This window comes from Aliivibrio sp. S2TY2, assembly GCF_028765525.1.
GTDB lineage: Bacteria > Pseudomonadota > Gammaproteobacteria > Enterobacterales > Vibrionaceae > Aliivibrio > Aliivibrio finisterrensis_A.
In genome coordinates this window covers 60,530-84,823 of the sequence record NZ_JARACS010000005.1, presented here as the reverse complement: position 1 = coordinate 84,823, position 24,294 = coordinate 60,530, and the positions used below count along the sequence as shown (strand labels likewise).

Here is a 24,294-nt window from a genome sequence, read left to right as displayed (position 1 = left end):
TTATGCTACAGAAAGTATTATTAGTCGAAGACTCCACTTCTCTGGCTATCCTCTATAAACAATATGTGAAAGATGAACCTTATGAATTCTTTCACGTAACTACAGGCGGAGAAGCCATTGAATTTATGAAAAAGAATCCACCGCAGCTGGTGATTCTTGATCTAAAATTGCCTGATATGTCAGGGCAAGATGTACTTGCATGGATAAAAGAAAACCAATTACCTACCGCTGTTATCGTCGCAACGGCTCACGGTACCATTAATATTGCCGTGAATTTATTACAAAGTGGCGCCGATGATTTTATTGAAAAACCGATTCAAGCCGACCGACTAAAAACCTCCATTAGAAACCATCTTAAACGCGCTAAATTAGAAGGTTTGGTGGAGGATTTACAAAACACCTTTAATCGTAAAAAATACCAAGGGTTTATTGGCTCAAGTCTTCCAATGCAAGCCGTCTATAAAATCATTGATGCCGTAGCCCCAACCACTGCCAGCGTTTTTATTTATGGTGAAAGTGGCACAGGTAAAGAAGTGTGTGCTGAGGCAATTCATTATCAAAGCCAACGTCATGATAAGCCTTTTGTGGCCATTAACTGTGGCGCCATTCCTCGTGATCTGATGGAAAGTGAAATCTTCGGTCATGTTAAAGGGGCATTCACTGGCGCAACCACAGATCGAAAAGGTGCTGCCATGCTTGCTAATGGAGGGACACTCTTTTTAGATGAGCTCTGTGAAATGGAATTAGAAATGCAGAAAAAATTACTGCGTTTTTTACAAACAGGTCGATTCACCCCATTAGGCGGAAGCAAAGAACTCAGTACCAATTTACGTATTATCTGTGCAACCAACCGTGACCCATTAACAGAGGTTAACGAAGGGCGATTTAGAGAAGATCTCTATTATCGTGTTCATGTTGTTCCTATTCAAATGCCACCACTGCGTGAGCGCGGAACAGACATCATCGACATTGCTGTTTTCTTCTTAAAAAAATACGCCAAAGAAGATAAGAAAAAATTCACCGCATTAAAGCGAGACGTCGAATTAATTCTTTGTAATTATTCATGGCCAGGAAACGTCCGCCAATTACAAAATATTATCCGTAATGTCGTGGTGCTTCATAATGAAACTCACGTAACGGTTGAGCATCTGCCACCACCACTGAATCAATCACAGACAATACCAGTGATTAAACCCCAGCTAACATCGACACCTATTCAACAGCCTGTAGAGCAACAACCTCAATCGACTGTTGAAAAAGAAAATAATTCTCAGGTGACAGCAGCAACTAGCCCAAACGCTTATAGCACAGCAAATACCAATTCAATTCGTCCAATGGCTGATATAGAAAGAGAAGTCATACAAAATGCCATTGATCACTGTGATGGTAACGTCCTTAATGCGGCGGTATTACTTGAACTAAGTCCATCCACTTTGTATAGAAAAAAACAAGCGTGGGAAGCTTATGAAGAGTCAGACTCATAATCAAAAAGATGAAATCTGGTTACTTCTAGATAGCCGAGATGTGGGTGGGATTGAAACCCACATCTTGCAACTTGTACAAGGATTAAAGCAATTTCAACGATCTGTACGGGTTATCTTTCTTTGTAAATATGAACAAACTCACCCACTCACCATAGCATTAAATAATGCGAATATTTCGTATCGTTTTTTAGATGGTACCTTACGTGAACTATTAGATTACACTCGACATCATTGTCCTAGTGTTATTCATTCTCATGGTTACAAGGCCGCAATATATTCTCGATTACTGCGCTTATCCTTACTGACATCTCATCAAAAAATACGATTTATTAATACCTTTCATGCTGGTGAAGTTGGCAAAGGAAAACTGGCTTTGTATGACATCATTGATAGGTGGAGTGCCCGATTTAGTCATCATAATTTTACCGTCAGTGAGCTGATTAGCCAACGAGTACCTAGTCAAACCACCGTATTAAACAACTTCATTGATACCATAAATTTAAATCCTTCTACTGGAGAGCTAATCGCTTTTGTAGGTCGTTTAAGCCATGAAAAAGCCCCTGATAGATTCATCGAATTAGCAAAGAAACACCCTAATCACTCTTTTCATATTTATGGTTCAGGCCCGATGGAGCAAGAGCTGATTAAACACCTTCCAAACAACGTAATTTTTCATGGACATCAAGATTCAATGGACACCATTTGGAATGATATTGGCTTACTGATTATCTGCTCTCGCTACGAAGGGCTCCCCATGACGGCATTAGAAGCGATGGGAAGAGGAATACCAGTAATATCAACCCCTGTGGGTAATATCAGTAAACTCATACAGCCAGAAATGAATGGATGGATCGTCGAGCCAGAAGACTTATCTAAAACGCTCTCTCACTGGCTTGAGTTATCACCGATTAATAAAGTTGAAATTCAACACGCAGCCCAAAGAACCATTCAAGATCGATTTTCTAGCAACACAGTAATACCGCAAATATTAAAAATATATGAGGTATAGCTATCAAACGCCTTTCCTAGCTCTTTCTCAAATTGATAAATAGATTCTCAATTTGAGAAAACTGATCTATACACATAATAATTCCCTTTAAAAATCAATAAAATAAAAACAATTACAATCTGGCACTGCCCTTGCTCTATCTCTTATATCAGAGAGAATGCGAGGAAGGTGTGCTATGGAAAATACAACAAAAACAACCTTACTGTTTGTTCATTATGGTGATGATTGGATCCGTGGTTCTGAAGTCTGCTTAATCAATCTAATTAAAAGCATTAATCACCAAAAATATAACTGCATTTTATGGTGCAACCAACAGCGCCTTGTTGATCAGGTTAAAAAGCAATTAAGTGCGAGTTATGTAACTCCCTTTACTTTATTACTTGGATGGCAGGCCCCTCGTTTCTCTTTCTTAAATTGGCACGATTTCTACCAACAAGGAAAAAAGATAATTAAGCACCATCAGGTCGACTTAATTCACTGTAATAGCGCAGCTCCATGTCAGTGGATGAATATGGTCGCTCGTCATACTAAAACACCATTAGTTACCCACCTTCATACTCAATATCCATTGCGTGACCGTCTAAGTTTAGGCATTCATCTTAGCCCAAAATTGGTAACCGTCAGCGATGCGATTGGTCAGAGTTTATTACAAGATGGTTATGATAAAAACGGAATAACAACAATCCCAAATGGCATAAATACCAACAAGCTAAATACTCAACAACCCACATTATTACGTGACCAATTAAATATTGATAAGAGTGCCTTTGTGCTTGCAACTTCAGGGTCACTAATTCATAGAAAAGGCGTTGATTTAATTATTGAAAGCCTAAATAAAATTGATGCTGTTATGCTTAACATCCATCTCGTTATTATTGGCGAAGGGGAAGAAAGAACCCAACTTGAAGATCAAGTAAAACAACTGAATTTAAACAACAATGTGCATTTCTTAGGGGAACAATGCAATGTAGTCGGCCTATTAAAAAGCAACATTAACGCCTACATAAGTGGCGCACGAGATGAAGCTTTTGGCTTAGCGTTAGTGGAGGCCTCATTAGCTCAATTACCCGTTATTGCACCTATGGTTGGTGGAATTCCAGAGGTAATCAGCCACTATGAAACAGGATTACTAACCCAACCAGAAGACAGTGATTCTTTTGCTAAAGCGATTATGGTGTTTATTCATAACCCTCACCTTGCTGAACAAATGGGCAGAAAAGGAAAAGAAACCGTTTACCGCTATTTTTCTCTCTCACAATACACCAAACAATTTGAAGCTGTGTATGAAGAACAACTAAGCGCAACAGCAACTACCCCCTATGCACGCCCATTAACACAAGCGCTTCACCCTGTATTCTCAAATCTAGCTTACATCTCTAACCTGTTAATTAATAAGGTACTGTTTAATAAGGTTTTTCATTCAAATTCAAGTCCTAAAGTTCTTCCTAAACAAGGAGATAAATCATGAATACATCGAATCATATTTTAGTCCTTGACCCAATTACTTATACCGGTGGTTCAAAAATCGCCACCCGTGAGATGCTAGATTTACTTGATCGTAAAAATAATAAGATCACGGTACTAACAGCAAATCCAAGCTCTTGGTTATTAAGAAGCGTAAACATCATTAAGATGTCTCACCCTAACTGGTTACCGATTTCTGAATATGGAAAAAGCTACTGGTTCCGACAGTTGTATTTCTGTTTGTGGTTACTCTACATCCGGTTATTTTATGGAAAAATTGATGTTGCTGTTGGTGCTTCTGGCCCTGGTATTGATATGCCTATTTATATGATGAAGTGGTTTTTTGGCTATCAAATTACGCAACTTATTCACGGTCCTGTTGGCTTATCCCGCTCCATTGGGTTATGCCTTTGTCATGCTGAACACGTTTTTTATCTCCAAAGTGCTTACCCTTCTTTGCTTGCTGCACTTAAACAAGTATGGCGTAAAGAGAGCACAGCAATCCAAATAGAAAAACAAAAACAATTACTGGCGACCCATCACTTTGAGCCCTTTGTGAATGGGATAAGTGAGAAAAACCGTCCTACACCATGCCAGTATCAATCACCACAGCTATTTTGGGCCGCATCCCTTTTAAAATGGAAAGGGTTAGATTTGCTATTAGACACGATAGAAGCCACAAAGGCTGAACAGCGCGCTCCAACCACTATTTGTTATTTAATTCCTGAAAACAACGCACTACCGACAACTCAAGCACCAAGACACATAGAAGGAATAACTTGGCATCACCAACCAGAAAACTTAGACACCTTACGCTCTGAGGCCAATATATTTGTCTCTACCAGTCATCAAGAACCTTTTGGACTTTCAATTTTAGAGGCGCTTATGGCTGGGATGTGTGTGGTAATTCCTTCTGATGGTGCGTTTTGGGATCTAATATTAACTCACAATAAAAATTGCCTTAAATACAAACCTAATGACATGAGCTCTTTACAGCATCAGCTATCAATAGCAAATGGTAATCTACATCTCATTACACAATTAGGTCAATCTGGTGCACATCTATCTCAAGGCTATCAAGCGGAAAAGTGCTATTTACCAATTAAATTAGCCATGGAAAAACGCTCGATTACCTCACTGGCTTTAAATGAGGTGAAACAATGAAATTACTTTCTTTATCACCCGCATTAAAGAACATGGCACTTTATGGCAGCAGCATTGTATTAATGAAAGGGGTATCTCTTTTTATGCTGCCTTATATTGCTAATCACATATCTCAACATGAGCTAGGACGCTTAGAGTTATTATCAACCTTTGCAATGATATTAAGCGTAATTTTAGGATTATCACTACATGAAGCACTGTATCGCTTTGCTGGTGCAGAGCAAGATCCACATCAAAAACGACGGATCACAGGTGAAATATTTACCCTTACTATGATTGTCGGTGCAATTGCTTTACCTATCATTTGGTTATTTAGCCCCTTTATCAGTGAATGGAAACCAGAATACGCCGATACCATTGAGTTAGAGTTGTTATTAATGCCATTGGCTTTTGAAGGCATGGTTGCCGTTGTACTTGCTTCATTTAGAATGCGAGAAAAAGCCAAACTGTTCTTTTACTTAACCACTGGCCGAGCTTTGCTTCAAGCTGCATTAACCGTAATTGTGCTTTATCAGGGTTATGGCGTTACTGCTATTCTATTCGCTGGTTTTATCAGTGCTGCTCTGCAAGTCGTTGTACTTGTCTATCTACAAACCAAACAAAACAAAAAAGTACATGGCACTAGTTATCTATTTAACAAAGAAATGATGACTCTTTGTATTCCTTACTGCTTACCTCTGATGGCCAGTGGCTTAGTCGCTTTTGGATTAAATGGATTTGAACGATGGGTGTTAGCTGAGAACACAAGCCTTTCTGAGCTTGCTCTGTATGCTGTTGCCCTAAAATTTGCCTTAGCATTAACCTTATTAATGCAGCCCTTTTGTATGTGGTGGATGCCTAAACGTTTTGACTATTTGCAATCACGCGGAAAAGCAATTACCGCTAAAATGACCCAAAGCAGCCTTGTTTTACTGTGCGGGTTAACCGTTTTAGTTTGCTACTTGGCTCCAGTATTAATTGAGTGGTTAATGCCAGCAAGCTATCAACAAGCCAAAACTATCGCCGTTGCCTTGATCATCGTTTCAGCAATTAAGGAATTAAACGAACTAATCAACCTTGGTGCATTAGCAGAGAAACAGACTAAAAAATTATTATGGATTAACTGTTCTGCCACAGGGCTTGGTATGATTGCTATTCTATTATTAACGCCTATTTATGGTGTAAATGGTGTCATTACCTCCCTAATCTTAGCTCAAACGATACGAGTAGTACTCACCTTTCTACTCTCTCAGAGCGCTCATCCATTACCTTACTCGATGGGAAAATTAAGCGCGTTATTACTGATTACCAGCGTGTCCATTGCACTTAGCCTCTCTTCGTTTTCCATTGGTATTCAGTTAATGATGGCTGTCTTATGCACAGCATCTATTGTCATTTTTGCTTCTCAATTGAAGTTAATAACACTGGCTGAATGTGAAGAAAGCGAAAAATACTTATGAATATAAATGACGCACCACTTCAATCAAAACCTCTGCAATGGTTTGCAGCGATTGTCTGCTCACTATTTATAGGGGGGATATGGCACTTTTATCCTCATCCTTCTTGGATTATAAGTTTAAGTGTCCTTGCACTTGCTGCACTTTATACCCTTAATCGTCCATTTATTATTGTGCTATTTTTTGTGATTTTTTCTTTTTTCCGCATACATGAAGTTTTTCCACAGCTTTATTCTTTAAAAATTCCATTATTCCTCTCACTCGGATCACTCACAGCTCTTATCTGGCAAGTAGGGATCACTCGTCAAATTAAGCTATTTTGGTGTAAAGAGTTCACTTTTCTTGCTTTTTTTCTATTAATAGTAATTGTTGGTGTCATATTTTCTAGTAACCGCCCTCTTGCCATTGAGTATTTCAAAAACATTTACTGGAAAATCATTTTAATGACATTCGCTATCGCTGTATTAGTGCGTAGCCCTCAGCAGCTTGCCTTTACTCTCAAAGCCATCACCATTGCAGGTGTATTAGTTGGTATTGTCGCCATTCAAAACAAATTAGGAGGTATTGGGTTAGTCGAAGAAACCCGAGTTACCATAGGTCGAGAACTGGGCTCGATGTTAGGCGATCCTAATGATCTTGCTCTTGTGCTGATGTTTCCTACCTCATTTGCCGTTGGTTTATTGGTGACTCATCAACTACCTTGGCATCAACGTATGATTGGTTTTGTCGCTATACCCATTCTATTTTGGGCCGTTATCGCAACGCAAAGTCGAGGTGGATTACTAGGCATGATCGCTGTCTTTGGGATCTATGGATTACAAAGAATCAAATCAAAAGTGCTATTAATAACGATAGCTGTAATTGCTGGTGGGATTTTATTTGTGGTTGCTGGGATCTCAGATAGAGCATCTGGAGGCGCAGCAGAAGCTGGGGTAGATGCATCTGCAATGGGCCGTTTATACGCATGGGAAGCCGCTTTTAAAATGGCGGTGAGCAACCCTATAACTGGCGTAGGTTTAGATAATTTCTATTCCAATTACTTTTATTACAGCCCTCATTGGGATGGGTTAAATCATGCGGTTCATAGTACTTGGTTCGGCGTACTTGCTGAAACAGGTTTCCTTGGGCTCAGCGTTTTTATTGCTTTAATCATCGTTCTAATCAAAAGTGCCAATCGAACATTACAATCAGTAAAAGCAGTACAAGATAAAATCAATCCTGCCATTTATACGAGCGCTCAAGCCGTTTTTGCCGGCTTAATTGGAACTATTGTATCAGGCACTTTTTTAACCCAAGGTTTTAATTGGCCGATTTATATTTTAGCCGCCTTAGTGGTTGCAGTGACTAAAGGCAGTGAGATTGCGCTCAATAAAATAGAGATAGAAACGAGAGAAAGCGAAATTCAAAACGATTCTCAAAATGAGAAAAACCAGTAAATTAAAAATACAAACCTATAACACACTGAAAAACAATCAGAAAATAATTGGCACAATCCATGAAGTACTCTTTATAAGAGTTATCAAAAAAGGAATGCCATTATGAGTACATTATCTGTCTATCGCCTGAAGCAATGGCTAAAAAATGGTGAGAGCCCATTAGCAACAACGCTATTTCACATTGCTAAAGCCATTCGTCACTTTGAGCTACCAACGCCTCAAATACTTAATAAGCTCTTTTATGGGCTACATAAAACCATCATTACTCAATGGCAAGCTTTTACCCATCTTGTATTTTATGTTCCTGCATTTAAAGGGCGATTAAATAGCTATGGTAAACGCACACTGCTATACGGCGGCTTACCCTTTTTTAGCGGTCCACTGACTATGACCATAGGTAATGATTGTCGCATCTCTGGGCAAACTACCTTTAGCGGTCGCACAAACTCTGCTAACCCCACTCTCACCGTAGGCGATAATGTCGATATTTGCTGGCAAACCACCATTGCGGTTGGCAATAAAGTGGTTATTGGCGATAACGTGCGTATTGCAGGGCAAGGCTTCCTCTGTGGCTACCCAGGACACCCAATTGATCCTACAGAACGAGCACGTGGTAAAGCCGATTTAGACAGCCAAGTCGGGGACATTATTTTAGAAAAGGACGTCTGGCTTGGTTCTCGAGTTAGCATCATTGGTAATGTGACGGTGGGTGAAGGCACCATTGTTGCCTCTGGCAGCGTGGTAACCAAAAGTCTGCCCCCCTTTGTATTAGCTGGAGGAAACCCTGCAAAAGTCATTAAACCTCTAGATATAAGCTCCTCAATAACAACCTCAAGTACTAACAAAGAGGAAGTTGATTATGAAGCGTGATCTTATCGTTTTTGGCGAAGATTGGGGTGGTTTACCCTCAAGTACTCAACATTTAATTAAACAGCTGTCACTGACTCGTAAAGTGATTTGGGTAAACTCGATTGGATTACGCCAACCTAATTGGTCTTTGCATGATATTAAACGTGTCTGGACTAAACTGACACAAGCGAGCACACATACTGAAGAAGAAAATCAATCAGCCCCTTTTCAAACCGTGAATTTAAAAACCATTCCAGCACCAAAGGGAAGGTTTACGCGTTGGGTAGCCAAAAAATTAATCGTTAAACAATTAAAACCAATCATAAAAAAAGCCCAGCTTCACCGTCCAATCTTATGGACCTCTCTTCCTACTGTTGCGGATGTTTGTGGCAGTTTAGGAGAGTCAGGCATTGTGTATTACTGCGGAGATGATTTTGGTGCATTGGCTGGTGTTGATCATGACATTGTTCTTCAACATGAACAAAAACTCATACAAAAATCAGACCTAATTCTCGCGGCGAGCCCAACGCTATGCCATAAATTTCCTGAAGAAAAAGTACAATTCTTACCTCATGGTGTCGATTTTACTCTATTTAACCAACCCGTTTTTAGAGCAAAAGATTTACCTAAAGATAGCAGACCCATTGCGGGATTTTATGGCAGTTTATCCAAATGGATCGACTATGCGCTAATTAATCAAATCACTGAAATCAATCCAGATTGGCACTTTGTTTTTATTGGACAAAATGAATTAGCTTATAACCCAATAACACCGCGTGAAAATGTACATCTTATGGGACCAAAACCTCATAGCCAATTGCCACGTTATAGTCAGCATTGGCAAGTAAGTCTATTGCCATTTATTGATAACGAACAAATAAGGGCCTGTAATCCACTTAAACTTTTGGAATATCTAGCAACAGGAACCCCCATTATCAGCACTGATTTTCCGGCGTTACGTCCTTATAAATCAGCGATTCACACTGTAAATTCAGTCGCCGAATTCAACTCAAGCTTAAACTCTATCCAGCAAGAATGGCTAAAACAGAATAAAGAAGCACTTCATAAACGAACGCAGCAACAAACTAAACTCATCAAGTCACATACATGGCAAGCAAAAGCTAAGCAACTTGAGGCTTGGTTGGAGGCATTATGATCACATTAAGCCAACGTTTTCTTATTATGTTTGAATCTGCATGGCGTCGTCGCTATCTGATCGCTATTCCTATTTTATTGATGCCACTTATCGGATTAGTGATTGGTAAATTGGCACCAAAATATTACGACTCTCATACCAGTATGCTTATTCAAGAAACTGCAAAAATGAACCCTTTTCTTGAGGATTTAGCGGTATCAACCATGTTAAAAGAACGTTTAAGCTCACTACAAACCTTATTGCACAGTCGGCATATTTTAGGACTCGTCGCTAAAGAAAGAGGTTATGTGCATGAATCAATGTCACCCCAAGCTATTGATAATGCGATTGCTCGCTTATCTGATAGTTTATCTGTCAATATGGCGGGGAAAGATTTAATTCGTATTGATTACCAATCTAACCAACCTGAAGGTATGAAAGAGACCTTAGAAGCCGTAAGCCGTCATTTTACTGAACAATTATTGGCGCCAGAGCGATCATCTATGACAGATTCAAGTCAATTCCTATCAGACAATATAGATCAACGCCGTGCAGAATTGGACCTTGCAGAAGGAAGACTAGCGGAATTTAAAAGCCGTGAAAATACGATTCTTCCTGAAATGCAAATCACCAGTTTAGATCGCTTAACCAAACTCAAACAGCGTTTATATGAGCGTCAGGCAGAGCTTGCTGGTGCTGAAAAACGCTTAGGGTCTATTGACTTACAATTATCAAAAACTAATCCTGTTATAGGTAAAATAGAAGAACAAATCATTCGAATTCGTGGAGAGTTAACCCTACTTCAAGCCAAATACACCCCTCAGCACAGCAAAGTTCAGGGCAAATTAAGAAACCTGAATCGACTAGAAGAAGAACGAACTCGTCTGCTCTCTCAAACTCAACCAGGATTAAGTAGTGAGCAACTGTGGGATATTGCCAGCAGCAATAGTGTTGAAGCTCTTGCCAAAGCGCCACCTATTTTGCTCTCTCAACTTGAGGAACTACAAAAGGCTACTAGTAAAGTCGACGCCTTAAGCGAAGAAACGCGAATTCTTGAAAGCATGATCAAGGATATGGAAGCACAAGCATCGCAATTTGGTGAGAATGAAAAAGAGTTATACCAACTGCAACGAGACTTAGTCTTAAAGCGAGAGCTATACAATGACTTAGTAGAGCGATTTGAAATGGCGAAATTAACTCACTCTCTTGGTGTCTTTGAGCAAGAAAAACGAGTAAAAATAATAGATAGGCCCTACACACCAAATAGCCCGTCAAATTTACCCAATATTCTCTTTGCTATTGCTGGGTTAATTGGAGGAATTGGCCTTGGCATAGGAATGGCCGTTATTGCTGAACTATGTGATACCACAATACGAAGAAGAGATGAAATACAGAAGTTAAGTGATGCGCCTGTCTTAAGTCGTATTCCACCTCAACCCGTTAAATGCTTTCACCTATTCAAAGATAAACAGCCGACACTCAATAGCAACTATACGTCACGTCCATTTTCAAATTAATTGTAATTTCATCAAAACGATTTCTATATTCATTCTCAATTTGCAAATCAATAAAAATAAACACATAACAGATTGAAAATTAACACTAAAACTTATGGCACAAACTCTGCAATTCTATTAAAACAAATAAGAATAAGGAGCTTACTATGAAAACAATTATTCATGTTGTTCAGCATCTTTCCCCTGGAGGGCTAGAAACTATGGTGTTAGATATGTTGGCATTTACTAATCCAAATTACCGCATTATGGTAGTGAGTTTAGAAGGTGAACTCCTTAGCACAATTAAACGCTGGCCAAGATTGGTTCAATATCAAGAGCAGATAATCTGTTTAGATAAAGCTCCTGGTATATCAGTAAAAGTAATAAAACAACTCGTCCGTATTTTTACTCGATATAATGTCGATGTAGTCCATTCTCACCATATTGGCCCTATGCTATATTCTGGCTTGGCAGCGAAACTAAGTACTAAAGTTCAACATATTCATACAGAACATGATGCTTGGCATTTAAATGAAAAAAAAGATCGTTACATACAAAAGCTAATTCTCTTTTTGTCGAAACCGACATTGGTCGCTGATGCTGATTTTGTAAAAAAAACCTTAAACACTGTCTTCCAAAGCTATCCTATTTATACAATAAAAAACGGAATTGACCCTTATAAATTCAATATTGGAAATAAAATAGAGGCACGGAAAGCACTAGGTGTATACCTACCAAGTAACGCTATTGTTGTGGGTAATGCTGCTCGCCTAGAATTAATTAAAGGGCAATCAAACCTCATAGAGGCTATGGCTTTTCTTGATAAAAAATATCATTTACTTCTTGCTGGCTCAGGAGGGGAAAAAGAATATTTACACAATTTAGTCATACAGTACAAACTAAAAGACAGGGTTCATTTTCTTGGTCATATAGACCATATGCCAACCTTCTATCAAGCATTAGACCTATTTTGCCTACCTTCAAATAACGAAGGCTTTCCACTGTCAACCTTAGAAGCGCAATCCTGTGGCATTCCTTGTGTGGCCAATAATGTCGGTGGAGTATCTGAAACTCTATGCCCCCAACACAGCCAATTAGTAAACAGTAATTTACCTATAACTTTAACTTGCGCTATCAATGATATAACCAAAAGAGCTTTCCAGGGCAGCCCACGAGAATTTATTCTCAAACATAACAATGCAAAATCTATGGCAAGTGCGTATGAAGCCCTTTACTTTCCAGGAGCGACTATATGAATAACTTTCTTATCATCGTAACCTCTATCAGTATTATTGCTGTTATATATCATCATGCTTTGTATCCAGTATTCTTATATTGGTTTTCAAAAAAGCACCCACAGGACGGTGTAAAAATAACACCAAGAGGGTTTCATCAATCGAATAAAGATCGCATATTGCCAACAATGACGATGATTATTCCTGCTTATAATGAACAAGAATGGATAGCTAATAAAATTAGAAATGTCGCATGTATTGATTACCCATCTAGCAAACTCACCATTATTATTGCTTGTGATGGCTGTACAGATAATACGGTATCCATTGCTCAAAATACGATACAGGAGGCTATTTGTTCGGATGTGCATATCGAAATATTATCATTTGAAAATAACCAAGGAAAAGTGGCATTACTTAACCAATTAATTCCTCAATACAGTAGCGATATTATTGCGCTCAGTGATGTTTCTGCACTGCTCTCTTACGACGCACTATTAATTGCAGCAACACACTTTGAAAACCCAAACGTTGGTGTGGTTAACCCAACCTATCATTTACTGGTTCCAAGTTCTGAAGGCGAAAAGAATTATTGGGAATACCAAACCAGAATTAAACAACAAGAGGCGACACTAGGCTCAAGTCTAGGATCACACGGCGCATTTTATCTCTTTAGATCTGAATTATTTGTCACTTTAGATGACGATACGATTAATGATGACTTTATTTTACCAATGAAAATCGTAGAACAAGGTTACCGTGCGATTTACGAACCGAGTATTCGAGCATTAGAGCTTGAACATGTAATGCAAGAAGAAGACTTTGCGCGACGACTAAGAATATCAGCAGGCAATTTTCAACAACTATTGCGTTTATTTCCTTTACTTAGCCCAAAATATAAGGGAACTGCCTTTACCTTTTTCTCAGGCAAAGGGCTTCGATTTACCATGCCCTACTTTATGGCATCAGCCTATATTGGTTCAGTCTTGCTATTATCTAATCCACTATTTTTTATCGCATTTATTGGGCAAACTCTTGGGTATGGTATCGCTCTTATGGGCTTTATATTCCCTCGTATTTTCTCCAATAAATATTGCCAAACCTTAACTTATTTTGTCATTGGCCATACTGCTAATTTGCTTGGCGGTCTTAACTATCTGTTCAATAAACCAAAATCTTCTTGGACTCGTGTACGCAAATAATAAAAGGAGCTGATCATGATGGATTCTTATTACACAGTTAACCAACCGATTATTCGCGCTAAACGCATTTTTGATGTGAGTTTATCGCTGATTGGATTATTACTTACTCTTCCTTTATTTCCTTTTATTGCCTTGGCTATCAAACTAAATTCAAAAGGCCCCGTATTTTACCGCCAATTACGAGTTGGCAAAGCAATGCCAGACCAAGTGGATGTGTTTGAAATGATTAAATTCAGAAGCATGATCCAGGATGCCGAAGTAGTAACAGGAGCAACATTAGCAACTAAAGGGGACGCAAGAGTAACTCTCGTTGGTAAATTTTTAAGAAAAACACGGTTAGATGAATTACCACAGTTTTTTAATGTATTAAATGGTGATATGTCTCTTGTTGGGCCAAGGCCAGAAAGACCGACATTTTATAATAAACTTGAGCAAGAAATCCCTTATTTTAGTGAACGTACCTATGGCGTTTTACCTGGAATTACAGGGCTTGCCCAAGTAAACCAGGGTTATGATACATGCATAGAAGATGTACGATCTAAAGTGGGATTTGATCATAGCTATGCACTTTCTCTTAGCTCAATTTCCAGTTGGATAAAATCAGACATGTATATCCTACTAATGACTGTAAAAGTGATGTTTTTTGCTCGTGGTCAATGATGTTAAGTTGGCTGAATAATCACATCAATTAAGAATGACAATAAATGTAAGAGATCACAGTATTAAAAATGAGACCTACAGAGCCTATCGTTAGCTGATAATATGAACACTATATTATTTACTGGTTGCTAGGTACCTTAGACAATGCAGAAGCCTTTAACGTCTTCGATTATTATTCCTGAAAAAATTCAGCAAGATTGGCAAACCATGCTAAATGTTCTTGCTGAACTTGCTCAGGTACCTGTTGCTCTTGTTATGCGTATTCATGAACAGGAAATTGAAGTATTCGCAGCCAATGCGTCGTTAGAGAACCCATATTCAGTCGGTGATAAAGAAGCATTACATCAAAACTTATACTGCAAACATGTTTTGGAACACAGACAAAAACTGATCGTTCCTAATGCACTTAACGACCCTAATTGGGATAATAACCCTGATTTAGCATTAAATATGATTGCGTATTGCGGTTTGCCGCTTTTTTGGCCTGACAATACCCCTTTTGGCACCATCTGCATCCTTGATAGCAAAGAAAATACATTTGCACCTACGCATCAACATTTATTAGAAACCTATCAAAAATCCATTGAAGCTCAGCTCAATATTTTATTCCAACATACTGAGCTTCTGCATAACCATAAGAAACTGCAACTAGAAATTACAGAGAACAATAAACGCATCAATGAAATAAATAGCCAACTTGCGAATGAAATTGATTGCCGACGAGCGGCTGAGCAAAAAGTTAAATACCATAAAAATCATGATGTTGGGACTGGCTTTCTTAATGCTTTCGCTTTATACCGCCATATAGATAAACTCATTAACAGTAATCAAAAATTTGTTTTATTACATATCCACTTTGCTAACAGCAGAACGATACAACAAGAGCATGGGCACTCTACATTTGATCACTTATTGACAGAATATCGTTCTAAATTAACCAAGATAACAGACACCTCAGTCACTGGCCGTTTGGACTCTTCAGACATTCTGTTAATTATCCATGCAGATAAAAAAAAGTTACCGAAACTTTGTCAACATCTGTCCGAAATTGGTAAAGCTTGCTTTTCAAATAATGAAGCTAAAATACATTTACAAAGCTATATCGGTGCGGTTCACTCTAAAGAGAATGCGTCTAGAAACGACTTGCTTAAATGTGCCTACAATACGGTTATTGAATGCCAAAGTTTAGGTAAAACATTTACTATTTCAGACCGTTCTTTGCCTATTAAATCAAGTTTATCTGAGCATAAAATTGAAACCTATCTGCTAGAAGCAGTACGTAATAATGATCTCTTTTTAAGCTACCAGCCAAAAGTGTGTCCCTATACAAAACGTTGGGTAGGTAGTGAGGCCTTATTACGTTGGAATCATCCTCAATTAGGGGCCATTTCTAATGAAGTATTAATTCAACTTGCTGAACGAAATGGCCTTATTTATGAGCTCGGTAACTTTGCATTAAGAAACGCGATTCAACAAACTTCAGAATGGGTTTTGCATTCTCCAAATTTAGTAACCGCAGTGAACATTTCTGCCGTTCAACTAAAAGATCCCCATTTTGTACAGCACGTTAAACAATTATTAAACCTTTATAAATTACCACCTAAAAATCTTGAATTAGAAGTCACGGAAAGCGGATTAATTGCCGACGAAGCTTTGGCTATTGAGACATTAACTCAACTTCATAATATGGGTGTATCTATCGCACTTGATGATTTTGGGACAGGTTATGCCTCATTTCAATACCTTAAAAAATACCCTTTTGATACACTCAAGATTGACAAGAGTTTTATTGAAAATGTTGAGTATTGCCCTAACGATCAAAATATTGTGTGTGCGATGATTAATATTGCTAAAAAACTGAAGCTAAAAGTGGTTGTTGAAGGTATTGAAAATCATAATCAAGAACGATTTGTGACGCTTGAAGGTGTCGACTCAATTCAAGGTTACCTATATTCAAAACCAATCACTGCAGATAAATTTGAGGAAGGTTTATTCAATCAAACCTCAATTGGAACTCCTTATTTTCGATTTATGTAGATAAATTTTAGTCTTTCTAATTACAGAAAATAAATGAATAATCTGTTATTCTTGCTGAAAATAACAAGAGTAGTAATAAGTCAGATATGAGTATTCAAAAAATCGAGCAAGACGTTCAACAATGGTTGGAAGATGTGGTTATCGGCCTTAACCTTTGTCCTTTTGCCGCAAAACCAAACCGTAATAAACAAATCAAAATTTTTGTATCTGAGGCCACAACAGAAGAGGTCTTGCTTGAAGATATTCTACAAGAACTGATGAACTTAGATTCTAAAACTGCTGAAGAATTAGAAACAACCCTAGTTGCTATCCCTAATATGCTGCAAGATTTTATGGATTATAACTTCTTCTTAGATTGGGTTGATGCGCTTATCAAACAACAAGAATGGGAAGGTATTTACCAAATCGCCACTTTCCACCCTGATTACTGCTTTGGCGGTGCTGAACCTGAAGATGATGAGAATTTAACAAATCGCTCTCCATATCCAGTTCTTCACCTTATTCGTGAAGAGAGCATGGAAAAGGTATTAAAACACTACCCTAACCCTGAAGCTATTCCAGATACAAACATTGCACGAGTAGAAGCGTTAACAGCAGAAGAGCGACGTAAACTCTTCCCATACCTATTTGTGTAAGCTACGCTATTTATATCACTAGATTTAACTGAGAGATTATAATGAAACGCATTGTTTTATATGTCGCTGACAAATGCCCGCATTGCAAAGATGCGCAGCGTTACCTTGATTCTAAAAAAATTGCATATAGATTGACCAATGCAAAAATGCAACGAGGACGCAAGGAATTACAAGCTATGGGTGCTCGTTCTATCCCTGTTCTTAAGATTGGTGATCAAGTGATGGTTGGTTGGAATCAGAAGAATTTCGATAAGATGTATAATAGTTAGTCGCTCTATCTCGCAGAATAGTAAATAACAAAAATGGAGCTGATTAGCTCCATTTTTTTACTCACAAGAGTGCTTTTCTACCCAAATATCTTACTCCAAATACTTGGGTTACGCTTTTTGTGATACTCAACTCGCAGCTCATCAACTTGCTCAAGTGCCGCTTGTGCTTTCTCTAAATCACCCGCATCTAACTCTGTTTTAACTAACGCAACAGAAGCCGATAACTTATTAAACCCTTCTTGGTACATCGCTTGTTTTTCTGGGGTATATTCGCCTTGCTTTAACTGTTTGATCAACGCTTCTAATTTAGAAACGGCTTTAGCCATCTCCTCAATAGAGGTCGCTCGCTCACCTAACTTATACTCTAATCTCATCTCTTTCATGACGGCTTTCATATCTACAGGTGTGCTTACAACCGTTGATTGGTCATCAATCATATTCGTTGGTTCAGTCGTTGTATTGGCAGCAACGCCCGCAGAAAAAGTCAGGGCTAGTGTTAAAAATAAAGTTTTCATAATAATCCTTTAAATAAGCAAGAGAGGCAGTGTAATGTATTGCCTCTCATACTCACAGGACTAATATGTTTCAATACCATAATAGCCCATATTTTTATTAATCAACAGCAATGCTATCTACATAAATAATGTAATTCTGTTCTTTATTTATCTCGCCTTTAAGCGTCACTTTGTCGTTTGGTTTCACTTGTAAGGTTGGCATTTTATCACCATCAATTTTGACATTTAATGTTCCAGTATCATCTTTAAATACATAGACTTCTTTTCCTAAAGGCTCCACTAAATACCCTGTAAGTAAGATTGGCGTATCATCAAGAACAGTACTGGCATTCAATACTGACTCTACCGTATTTATCCCATCAACAGGCTTTGAGAATTGATCCTGATAATTCGCGGTTTGATCGTTAGCCAATGCAAGAGTTGATGAACAAGCTAATATTAGTGTAAATAGAAAATGTCTCTTTTTCATAATTAAATACCTTTAATGTAATTAGACCAATGGAAATTTAAACTACATTAATATTTGTAACTTTATTTTATTACTAACTTCAAAAAAAGTTATAAATATATAGTAGGTTTAATAAACTTCCATTTAGAGATTACGCCTAGTTTTTAGTTATATCAACCCCTAGATTTATTTTTAATTTATCACAAAAAACATTACTGCAACCAATAAATACGCAACCATTAACTCCTTAATTAACATGATGGGTATTACGTATATATTAATTTAAAGATTCACTTAAAAAATTAAACATAATAAAAGAATAAATTCAGGCTTTAATATAAATTAAAACCTGAATATGATAACTTGAAATAAATACTCACTTTAACGGTTTTAGTAACTGTTTTATCACACTGACCAAACTCATAAATACAATCATCATGGCGAGTAATGGCAACACAATCCACATACCTATGTGCAATGTAGGCTCAAGTTTAAAGCCCCATTTCACTAAGCTAAATACGATTGCCTCTGCGCCCATTACCGCAACAAAGCCTGCGGCTAATGCCATGACCCCATATTCACTCCATAATGTCTGGCTAATACGCTGACGGCTTGCTCCAAGGGTTCGATAAAGGGTAATTTCACGTTGACGCTGATACAAACTCAAACGCAGTAAAGTGAATATTAACAACACGCCACTAACCACACCTAAACCAGCTAAAACGCTCAATGACCACGTGATTTGAGCAAGCATCGCTTGGATTTTTCCACCCATGGTTCTAAAATCCAACAAACTCACGGTTGGATAATCACGGGCTAATTGATTCAATAGTGTATTTTCGTTGTCATCGACTTTAAAGCTCACTAACCAAGTGGCAGGTAAATCAGCAATCACATCAGGCGTAAAGATAAAATAGAAGTTCGGTTTCATGCTCTGCCAATCCACAACACGAATAGAGTTCACCTCAGCAGAAAAGAGTTGGCTGTTTACTGAAAAACTCAACGTATCGCCAATTTTAATATCTAAATCATTAGCAACGTCTTGCTCAACAGATACTCCATTTTCTTTCGTCCATGTACCTGCTGTGACTTGATTATGAACCGGTAATTCATTACGCCAAGTAAAGTTTATTTCACGACGTAATGCATCTGAGCCTTGGCCTTCGCCTTTCATTTTCTCTTTAGTACTTTCACCGTTAATTTCAGTTAAACGCCCACGAATAATTGGATAACCATCCGACCTATCTAGCTTTTCATTATCTAATGCTTGTAAGTATTCTTGTTGCTCATAAGGCGCAATGTTCATCGCAAATACATTCGGTGCATCAGGCGGAAGCGTTTGTTGCCAATCGCCCAATAAATCGGTTCTTACTAGCCAGATCACGGCAACTAACATCAATGAACCCGACAATGCGGCTAATTGCATCATGCTGTTTTTTGGAGAACGTTTAATGCGACTAAGCGCTAAGGTCATCGCTGCACCCCATTTAAAGCGTCCAAACAGGTGTACTAAACCATAGCTAATACCAGCAAGTAAGACAAACAGTACGACTAAACCAACTGATACCATCCAGACTAGGCTGTTATTTCCGTACATAAATAAGAAAGCGACTACTGGCACCGCAATTAGCCATAAGCCTTTTTTAGAAGATGCGGTTATTTGAGATTGAAGTACAGCTATCGCAGGAGTGTCTAATAAGCGCAGTAGTGGGATGCCTAAAGCAGGTAAACCGATAAGCAGCGCAACGACAGAACCAAACGCAAATGGCTGCCAACCGTAACTTGGTAGATCTTCTGGTAAAATGCCCGTAAGAGGGATGCGTAATAGCAATTCTAAACCAAGGCCAATTAATGACCCAGCGACTACACCTGTGAAGAACATCAAACCCACTTGGCTTAATAACCAATGTTTCAGCCACTGCTTGCTTGCGCCCATGCTTTTTAACATTGCTACCGTATTGGCACGACTGGTCGCATAATGCTGACACGTTAATACCAAGGTGACGGCAGCCATTAATATCACCATCAAGATAGTCAGTGATAAATACTGTTTGGCTTTTTGCATTAGATCAGCAGTTCGACCTTGAGTCTCTTCACTTATCCAACGCTCTCCTGCTTGCAATTCATAATCACTTTGTAATAACGATATCGCACTATCATTACCTTTAAATAAAGTGCGATATTGAACTCGACTGCCCAGTTGAATAGCGCCTGTTTTATCTAAATCTGCCTGATGAATAAACACACTTGGCATGGTTCTAAATGGGTTAAACGCTAACTCTGGTTCTGATTCAATCACGCCACTTATTGGCAGTTCAGCATCACCAATGGCAATAACATCACCAATATTGAGTTCAAGTAATGATAAAAGGCGATCAGCTATCCACACTTCTCCCGGTTTAACTTGGCTATGGATTTGGTTATCAGCCCCGTTTAATAAGAGTTCACCGCGAAGTGGGTAATTACTTTCTACCGATTTCACACTCACTAACTGCATTCCTGAATCACTGAATGCCATGGTTTGAAAACGCACTTGAGAGGATAACGTCACATCCTGCTCTTGCGCTTGTTGTAAGATCAGCTCAGGGGTTGGATTAGCTGAACTAAACACCAGATCAGCCGCCATCATGGAGCGACCTTGGTCTGTCATGACTTTTTCTACTCGAATCGCCAATGCAGATAAGGCGACAACACAAGCAACGATCAAGGTTAATGCTGCCATTACAGGCCACAGCTGTCCTTGCCAGATCTCACGCCAACTCCAACGTAATATCATTTTGTTGCCAGACGCTCGATTTTTCCCCGAAGACTTTCTATTTCGAGAAGAGCTTGGCGCTAATGATTTTTCCTTCATTTCACTTCACCTCTTCGTGGAGCTGCCCTGCATTGATGGTAAGCGTTCGCTCACATCGCTCTGCCAATTTGGGATCATGAGTGATAAGAACCAATGTGGTGCCATGTTTTTGGTTCATCTCAAATAAGAGTTCAATAATATGTTCCGCAGTGGATTGATCTAAGTTACCTGTTGGTTCATCTGCAAAAAGAATACGAGGCTGAGTCATGAACGCTCTCGCTAGTGCCACACGTTGTTGCTCTCCGCCTGAAAGTTGAGATGGCAAATGCGTTTCTCGTCCAGAAAGTCCAACAGAAGCAAGTAACTGTTTTGCTTTGTTAATGTCCTCACCTTCACCACGCAAAATTGCGGGTAAGGTGACATTTTCAAGAGCAGTTAAAGAAGGGATAAGTAAGAAACTTTGGAAAACAAAACCAATCGATTCACTGCGAATTTGAGCGCGGGCCTCATCATCCAATTGAGATAAGCTTTGTCCTAGTAGCTCAATATCACCAGAGCTCGGAACATCTAGCCCTGCAAGCAAAGTCATTAAGGTTGATTTTCCGGCACCAGATGTACCAACAATCGCCACACTTTGACCTGACTGAACGTCAAAAGAGATATTTTTTAAAATGATGAGTTCTGCATCATTTGAAATCACTGATTTTCCTACTGAACTCACTTTTATGGCTGTGGTCATTATCCTTTCCTTTTGAAGTTGTTCTTACTATCTAAGTTCTTATGCTATTACGCGTATTGTATACCCAATAGACTCGCGATCATCAATTTCCTTTACACTTCTTTAACTAATCCTTATACGTCAAAATCGTGAACTCTGTTATTCTATTGTGACTCGATTAATTAAAGGTTGAACATGCGTAAAATCCTCACTCTTTTCATTGCTCTACTGAGCAGTCAATTATTTATTGTTAAGCAAGCCTATAGCGAAACCTTACTTATCCTTGGTGATAGCTTGAGTGCTGGCTATAACATGCCAATTGAGCAAAGTTGGCCTTCACTGCTGCCTCTACAACTAGAAGAACTAGGTAAAATCACCAAGGTTGTTAATGGCAGTATTTCAGGTGATACAACAGGAAATGGGTTAGATCGATTACCTACCCTTCTGAAGCAGCATCAGCCTAACTACGTCCTAATCGAATTAGGCGCTAATGATGGCTTGAGAGGTTTTCCACCACAAAGAATTACTGCAAATTTAGAGAGTATGTTTACTCAAATTAACGCAGCCAATGCAAAACCGTTACTCATGCAAATTCAAGTGCCACCTAACTATGGAAAACGCTATAGCCAAGCATTTGGATCACTATATCCCGCATTAAGTGAGAAACATGACATTCCTCTTCTGCCGTTTTTCTTAGAAGAAGTGATCATAAAACCAGAATGGATGATGAAGGATGGGCTGCATCCAAAACCTGAAGCACAACCATGGATTGCAACGTTTATGGCGAAAGAGTTATTGCCTTACTTGAAATAGGATAAATTCAGTTACAAAAAAACCGGATACAACATATCCGGTTTTTTTATTGGGCTTTGAAGCGTTACTTAATCAAGATCATCTGATGGTGAATCATCAGAACTATCATCAGAATTATCTCCTGACGAACGCTGTGTACCACATAATGTATAGAATTTCGGTTTAAAGTTAATCTTGTTTTGATACTTTAACCAACACTGAGCAAATTCAGAGATCTCCGTAGGTTGATCCTTTACCTGTTCAACAAAGCGGTGCTCAGCGTCTGATTCAGGCGTAAACACACCGTTTAGCAAAGATTGCATGGTTCGACCATACGTTTCTAGAATCGTTGCTTCACGGATTGTAAAACCACTACGGCTAAAACCTCTCTTGAAGTTTTTATCATCATAAAATTTCGCTGTTATTCTCATTGATGCTTCTTCGTGACCACAAAAAACGTATATGTAAATCAGAGTGAGGCTCTTGTAAAACAAAAAATATTAGCGCTTTCAATTAAAATATTTTATTGTGGCCAATACCACCATCAAAGAGATGAAAACATTGGATACTGATCTGCTTAAAACCTTCTTAGAAGTCACAAAAACGCGTCATTTTGGACGTGCTGCAGAGCATTTATTTCTTACACAATCTGCCGTGAGCTTCCGTGTGCGTCAATTAGAATCACAGCTAGGGAATCCTTTATTTACTCGCCAGCGCCATAATGTTCAATTAACGGCTGCGGGTGAGCGTCTTCTTCCTTATGCTGAAGCTATTTTACAAACATGGGGCCGAGCAAAGCAGGATGTTGCATTAACCGAAGAATACAACTCTCAGATCACTATTGGAGCAAGTGCGCTCATTTGGGAATTTGATGGCATTTCTGATTGGATAAACGGTATTTACGATGCCGTTCAAGGATTGGCTCTTCGATTAGAATCCATACCTCGACAAGAACTTGCTAAATCATTACTTGATAAAAGTGTCGATCTTTTTATTACCAGTGAACCACCAAAAATTGATGGTATCCGTGTATGTAAAATTCGTGATTATCAATTGCAATTAGTCTCCAATCAAATCGATTGTACTATTAGCAGTATTCAGCCTCTTCCTTTAGTTTATTTAGATTGGGGAGCACGTTTTTCTATTCAACACAGTAAAATAAATGAATTGCAGAAAACACCTATTCTGCACACTCATTCATCAAGAATGGCACTAGATTATTTAATAGCCCACCCAAGCGTTGGCTATTTACCTGCACCTGTGATTAATCAAAGTGTTGAAAATGGTGAGCTTTATGTGGTTGAAAACGCACCAATTATGGAGCAAGCCCTATATTTAGTGTGGCAAGAAAAAAGCGACAAAGCCGATCTTATTGAACAAATCACGGCAATTAACCCTAATATGGTAACGAAAAGCGTCTAATTTCTCGCTATAAAATACAACAACACAATTAGGGACTCTAAGGAGTCCTTAATTTTATCAGCCATTCAGATAAATCATTGTATTAAAGGGTTTA

Annotated in this window: 22 protein-coding genes; 17 read left to right on the top strand and 5 right to left on the bottom strand. The window is 38.6% G+C overall.

All coding sequences use genetic code 11. The annotated features are described in order from the left end of the window. The first annotated feature begins 2 nt into the window (after positions 1-2). From PVK63_RS10020 to PVK63_RS09950, 15 genes are all read left to right on the top strand, one after another. Complete coding sequence (locus PVK63_RS10020) at positions 3-1,484, top strand: sigma-54-dependent transcriptional regulator (RefSeq protein ID WP_274440381.1); 1,482 nt, start codon at positions 3-5, stop codon at positions 1,482-1,484. Continuing rightward, positions 1,465-2,493, top strand: a complete 1,029-nt coding sequence (locus PVK63_RS10015; RefSeq protein ID WP_274440379.1) for a glycosyltransferase family 4 protein — start codon at positions 1,465-1,467, stop codon at positions 2,491-2,493. Before PVK63_RS10020 ends, PVK63_RS10015 begins: the two co-directional genes overlap by 20 nt. A gap of 175 nt (positions 2,494-2,668) precedes the next feature. Then, a complete protein-coding gene (locus PVK63_RS10010) occupies positions 2,669-3,961 on the top strand; it encodes a glycosyltransferase family 4 protein (RefSeq protein ID WP_274440378.1) in 1,293 nt (430 codons plus the stop codon). Continuing rightward, positions 3,958-5,121, top strand: a complete 1,164-nt coding sequence (locus tag PVK63_RS10005; RefSeq protein WP_274440377.1) for a glycosyltransferase family 4 protein — start codon at positions 3,958-3,960, stop codon at positions 5,119-5,121. Before PVK63_RS10010 ends, PVK63_RS10005 begins: the two co-directional genes overlap by 4 nt. After that, positions 5,118-6,560 carry a lipopolysaccharide biosynthesis protein gene (locus tag PVK63_RS10000; protein WP_274440376.1) on the top strand — a complete coding sequence of 481 codons (1,443 nt, stop codon included), beginning with the start codon at positions 5,118-5,120 and terminating at the stop codon, positions 6,558-6,560. The genes PVK63_RS10005 and PVK63_RS10000 overlap by 4 nt, the downstream gene beginning before the upstream one ends. Continuing rightward, a complete protein-coding gene (locus PVK63_RS09995; protein WP_274440375.1) occupies positions 6,557-7,993 on the top strand; it encodes an O-antigen ligase family protein in 1,437 nt (478 codons plus the stop codon). The genes PVK63_RS10000 and PVK63_RS09995 overlap by 4 nt, the downstream gene beginning before the upstream one ends. Before the next feature lie 102 nt (positions 7,994-8,095). Beyond that, positions 8,096-8,863, top strand: a complete 768-nt coding sequence (locus tag PVK63_RS09990; RefSeq protein WP_274440374.1) for an acyltransferase — start codon at positions 8,096-8,098, stop codon at positions 8,861-8,863. Beyond that, entirely contained in the window at positions 8,853-9,998 is a 1,146-nt protein-coding gene (locus PVK63_RS09985) for a glycosyltransferase (RefSeq protein WP_274440373.1), read from the top strand. The genes PVK63_RS09990 and PVK63_RS09985 overlap by 11 nt, the downstream gene beginning before the upstream one ends. Beyond that, a complete protein-coding gene (locus PVK63_RS09980) occupies positions 9,995-11,494 on the top strand; it encodes a GumC family protein (RefSeq protein ID WP_274440372.1) in 1,500 nt (499 codons plus the stop codon). The genes PVK63_RS09985 and PVK63_RS09980 overlap by 4 nt, the downstream gene beginning before the upstream one ends. A 146-nt stretch (positions 11,495-11,640) precedes the next feature. Continuing rightward, a complete protein-coding gene (locus tag PVK63_RS09975) occupies positions 11,641-12,729 on the top strand; it encodes a glycosyltransferase (protein ID WP_274440371.1) in 1,089 nt (362 codons plus the stop codon). Beyond that, positions 12,726-13,910, top strand: a complete 1,185-nt coding sequence (locus PVK63_RS09970) for a glycosyltransferase family 2 protein (RefSeq protein WP_274440370.1) — start codon at positions 12,726-12,728, stop codon at positions 13,908-13,910. Before PVK63_RS09975 ends, PVK63_RS09970 begins: the two co-directional genes overlap by 4 nt. A gap of 15 nt (positions 13,911-13,925) precedes the next feature. Next, the gene (locus PVK63_RS09965; protein ID WP_274417630.1) at positions 13,926-14,570 is read left to right on the top strand and encodes a sugar transferase; all 645 of its coding nucleotides are present in this window, start codon (positions 13,926-13,928) and stop codon (positions 14,568-14,570) included. A gap of 144 nt (positions 14,571-14,714) precedes the next feature. After that, positions 14,715-16,607 (top strand): sensor domain-containing phosphodiesterase, encoded by a 1,893-nt coding sequence (locus tag PVK63_RS09960; RefSeq protein WP_274440369.1) that lies wholly within the window; start codon positions 14,715-14,717, stop codon positions 16,605-16,607. Between the two features lie 86 nt (positions 16,608-16,693). Further along, positions 16,694-17,242 carry a DUF1415 domain-containing protein gene (locus PVK63_RS09955; RefSeq protein ID WP_130047015.1) on the top strand — a complete coding sequence of 183 codons (549 nt, stop codon included), beginning with the start codon at positions 16,694-16,696 and terminating at the stop codon, positions 17,240-17,242. A 41-nt stretch (positions 17,243-17,283) separates the two neighbouring features. After that, positions 17,284-17,511: a glutaredoxin family protein gene (locus PVK63_RS09950; protein WP_012551652.1), complete on the top strand. Its 228-nt coding sequence runs from the start codon at positions 17,284-17,286 to the stop codon at positions 17,509-17,511. A 77-nt stretch (positions 17,512-17,588) separates the two neighbouring features. Here the strand turns inward: PVK63_RS09950 and PVK63_RS09945 are convergent, their stop codons facing one another. The 4 genes from PVK63_RS09945 to PVK63_RS09930 all read right to left on the bottom strand — a co-directional run bounded on the left by PVK63_RS09945 (position 17,589) and on the right by PVK63_RS09930 (position 22,010). Beyond that, positions 17,589-18,026: a cytochrome b562 gene (locus PVK63_RS09945; RefSeq protein ID WP_130060000.1), complete on the bottom strand. Its 438-nt coding sequence runs from the start codon at positions 18,024-18,026 to the stop codon at positions 17,589-17,591. Positions 18,027-18,123: 97 nt separating this feature from the next. Then, on the bottom strand, positions 18,124-18,495 hold the full coding sequence (locus tag PVK63_RS09940) for a YgiW/YdeI family stress tolerance OB fold protein (RefSeq protein ID WP_274440368.1): 372 nt from the start codon (positions 18,493-18,495) through the stop codon (positions 18,124-18,126). A gap of 355 nt (positions 18,496-18,850) precedes the next feature. Then, on the bottom strand, positions 18,851-21,328 hold the full coding sequence (locus PVK63_RS09935; RefSeq protein WP_443111687.1) for an ABC transporter permease: 2,478 nt from the start codon (positions 21,326-21,328) through the stop codon (positions 18,851-18,853). A gap of 1 nt (position 21,329) precedes the next feature. Then, positions 21,330-22,010: an ABC transporter ATP-binding protein gene (locus tag PVK63_RS09930; RefSeq protein ID WP_274440451.1), complete on the bottom strand. Its 681-nt coding sequence runs from the start codon at positions 22,008-22,010 to the stop codon at positions 21,330-21,332. Positions 22,011-22,181: 171 nt separating this feature from the next. Between PVK63_RS09930 and tesA the strand changes: the two genes are divergently transcribed. Then, entirely contained in the window at positions 22,182-22,799 is a 618-nt protein-coding gene (gene tesA, locus PVK63_RS09925; RefSeq protein WP_274440367.1) for a multifunctional acyl-CoA thioesterase I/protease I/lysophospholipase L1, read from the top strand. Between the two features lie 68 nt (positions 22,800-22,867). On the opposite strand, the gene PVK63_RS09920 is transcribed toward tesA, so the two are convergent. Continuing rightward, a complete protein-coding gene (locus tag PVK63_RS09920; protein ID WP_130044846.1) occupies positions 22,868-23,209 on the bottom strand; it encodes a DUF413 domain-containing protein in 342 nt (113 codons plus the stop codon). A gap of 130 nt (positions 23,210-23,339) precedes the next feature. Here PVK63_RS09920 and hdfR point away from each other — a divergent pair, with 130 nt between their 5' ends. Further along, a complete protein-coding gene (gene hdfR, locus PVK63_RS09915; protein ID WP_167512746.1) occupies positions 23,340-24,200 on the top strand; it encodes an HTH-type transcriptional regulator HdfR in 861 nt (286 codons plus the stop codon). Positions 24,201-24,294 lie beyond the last annotated feature (94 nt).

Excerpts from the sequence above, each read along its gene's own strand:
- PVK63_RS09990 (WP_274440374.1), top strand. The coding sequence starts at position 8,096 with ATGAGTACATTATCTGTCTATCGCCTGAAGCAATGGCTAAAAAATGGT.
- PVK63_RS09920 (WP_130044846.1), bottom strand. The coding sequence starts at position 23,209 with ATGAGAATAACAGCGAAATTTTATGATGATAAAAACTTCAAGAGAGGT.
- PVK63_RS09945 (WP_130060000.1), bottom strand. The coding sequence starts at position 18,026 with ATGAAAACTTTATTTTTAACACTAGCCCTGACTTTTTCTGCGGGCGTT.
- PVK63_RS09955 (WP_130047015.1), top strand. The coding sequence starts at position 16,694 with ATGAGTATTCAAAAAATCGAGCAAGACGTTCAACAATGGTTGGAAGAT.
- PVK63_RS09940 (WP_274440368.1), bottom strand. The coding sequence starts at position 18,495 with ATGAAAAAGAGACATTTTCTATTTACACTAATATTAGCTTGTTCATCA.
- PVK63_RS10000 (WP_274440376.1), top strand. The coding sequence starts at position 5,118 with ATGAAATTACTTTCTTTATCACCCGCATTAAAGAACATGGCACTTTAT.
- PVK63_RS10020 (WP_274440381.1), top strand. The coding sequence starts at position 3 with ATGCTACAGAAAGTATTATTAGTCGAAGACTCCACTTCTCTGGCTATC.
- PVK63_RS09965 (WP_274417630.1), top strand. The coding sequence starts at position 13,926 with ATGATGGATTCTTATTACACAGTTAACCAACCGATTATTCGCGCTAAA.
- PVK63_RS09970 (WP_274440370.1), top strand. The coding sequence starts at position 12,726 with ATGAATAACTTTCTTATCATCGTAACCTCTATCAGTATTATTGCTGTT.
- PVK63_RS09975 (WP_274440371.1), top strand. The coding sequence starts at position 11,641 with ATGAAAACAATTATTCATGTTGTTCAGCATCTTTCCCCTGGAGGGCTA.
- PVK63_RS09980 (WP_274440372.1), top strand. The coding sequence starts at position 9,995 with ATGATCACATTAAGCCAACGTTTTCTTATTATGTTTGAATCTGCATGG.
- PVK63_RS10005 (WP_274440377.1), top strand. The coding sequence starts at position 3,958 with ATGAATACATCGAATCATATTTTAGTCCTTGACCCAATTACTTATACC.
- PVK63_RS09960 (WP_274440369.1), top strand. The coding sequence starts at position 14,715 with ATGCAGAAGCCTTTAACGTCTTCGATTATTATTCCTGAAAAAATTCAG.
- PVK63_RS09995 (WP_274440375.1), top strand. The coding sequence starts at position 6,557 with ATGAATATAAATGACGCACCACTTCAATCAAAACCTCTGCAATGGTTT.
- PVK63_RS09985 (WP_274440373.1), top strand. The coding sequence starts at position 8,853 with ATGAAGCGTGATCTTATCGTTTTTGGCGAAGATTGGGGTGGTTTACCC.
- PVK63_RS09950 (WP_012551652.1), top strand. The coding sequence starts at position 17,284 with ATGAAACGCATTGTTTTATATGTCGCTGACAAATGCCCGCATTGCAAA.
- PVK63_RS09935 (WP_443111687.1), bottom strand. The coding sequence starts at position 21,328 with ATGAAGGAAAAATCATTAGCGCCAAGCTCTTCTCGAAATAGAAAGTCT.
- PVK63_RS10015 (WP_274440379.1), top strand. The coding sequence starts at position 1,465 with ATGAAGAGTCAGACTCATAATCAAAAAGATGAAATCTGGTTACTTCTA.
- PVK63_RS10010 (WP_274440378.1), top strand. The coding sequence starts at position 2,669 with ATGGAAAATACAACAAAAACAACCTTACTGTTTGTTCATTATGGTGAT.
- tesA (WP_274440367.1), top strand. The coding sequence starts at position 22,182 with ATGCGTAAAATCCTCACTCTTTTCATTGCTCTACTGAGCAGTCAATTA.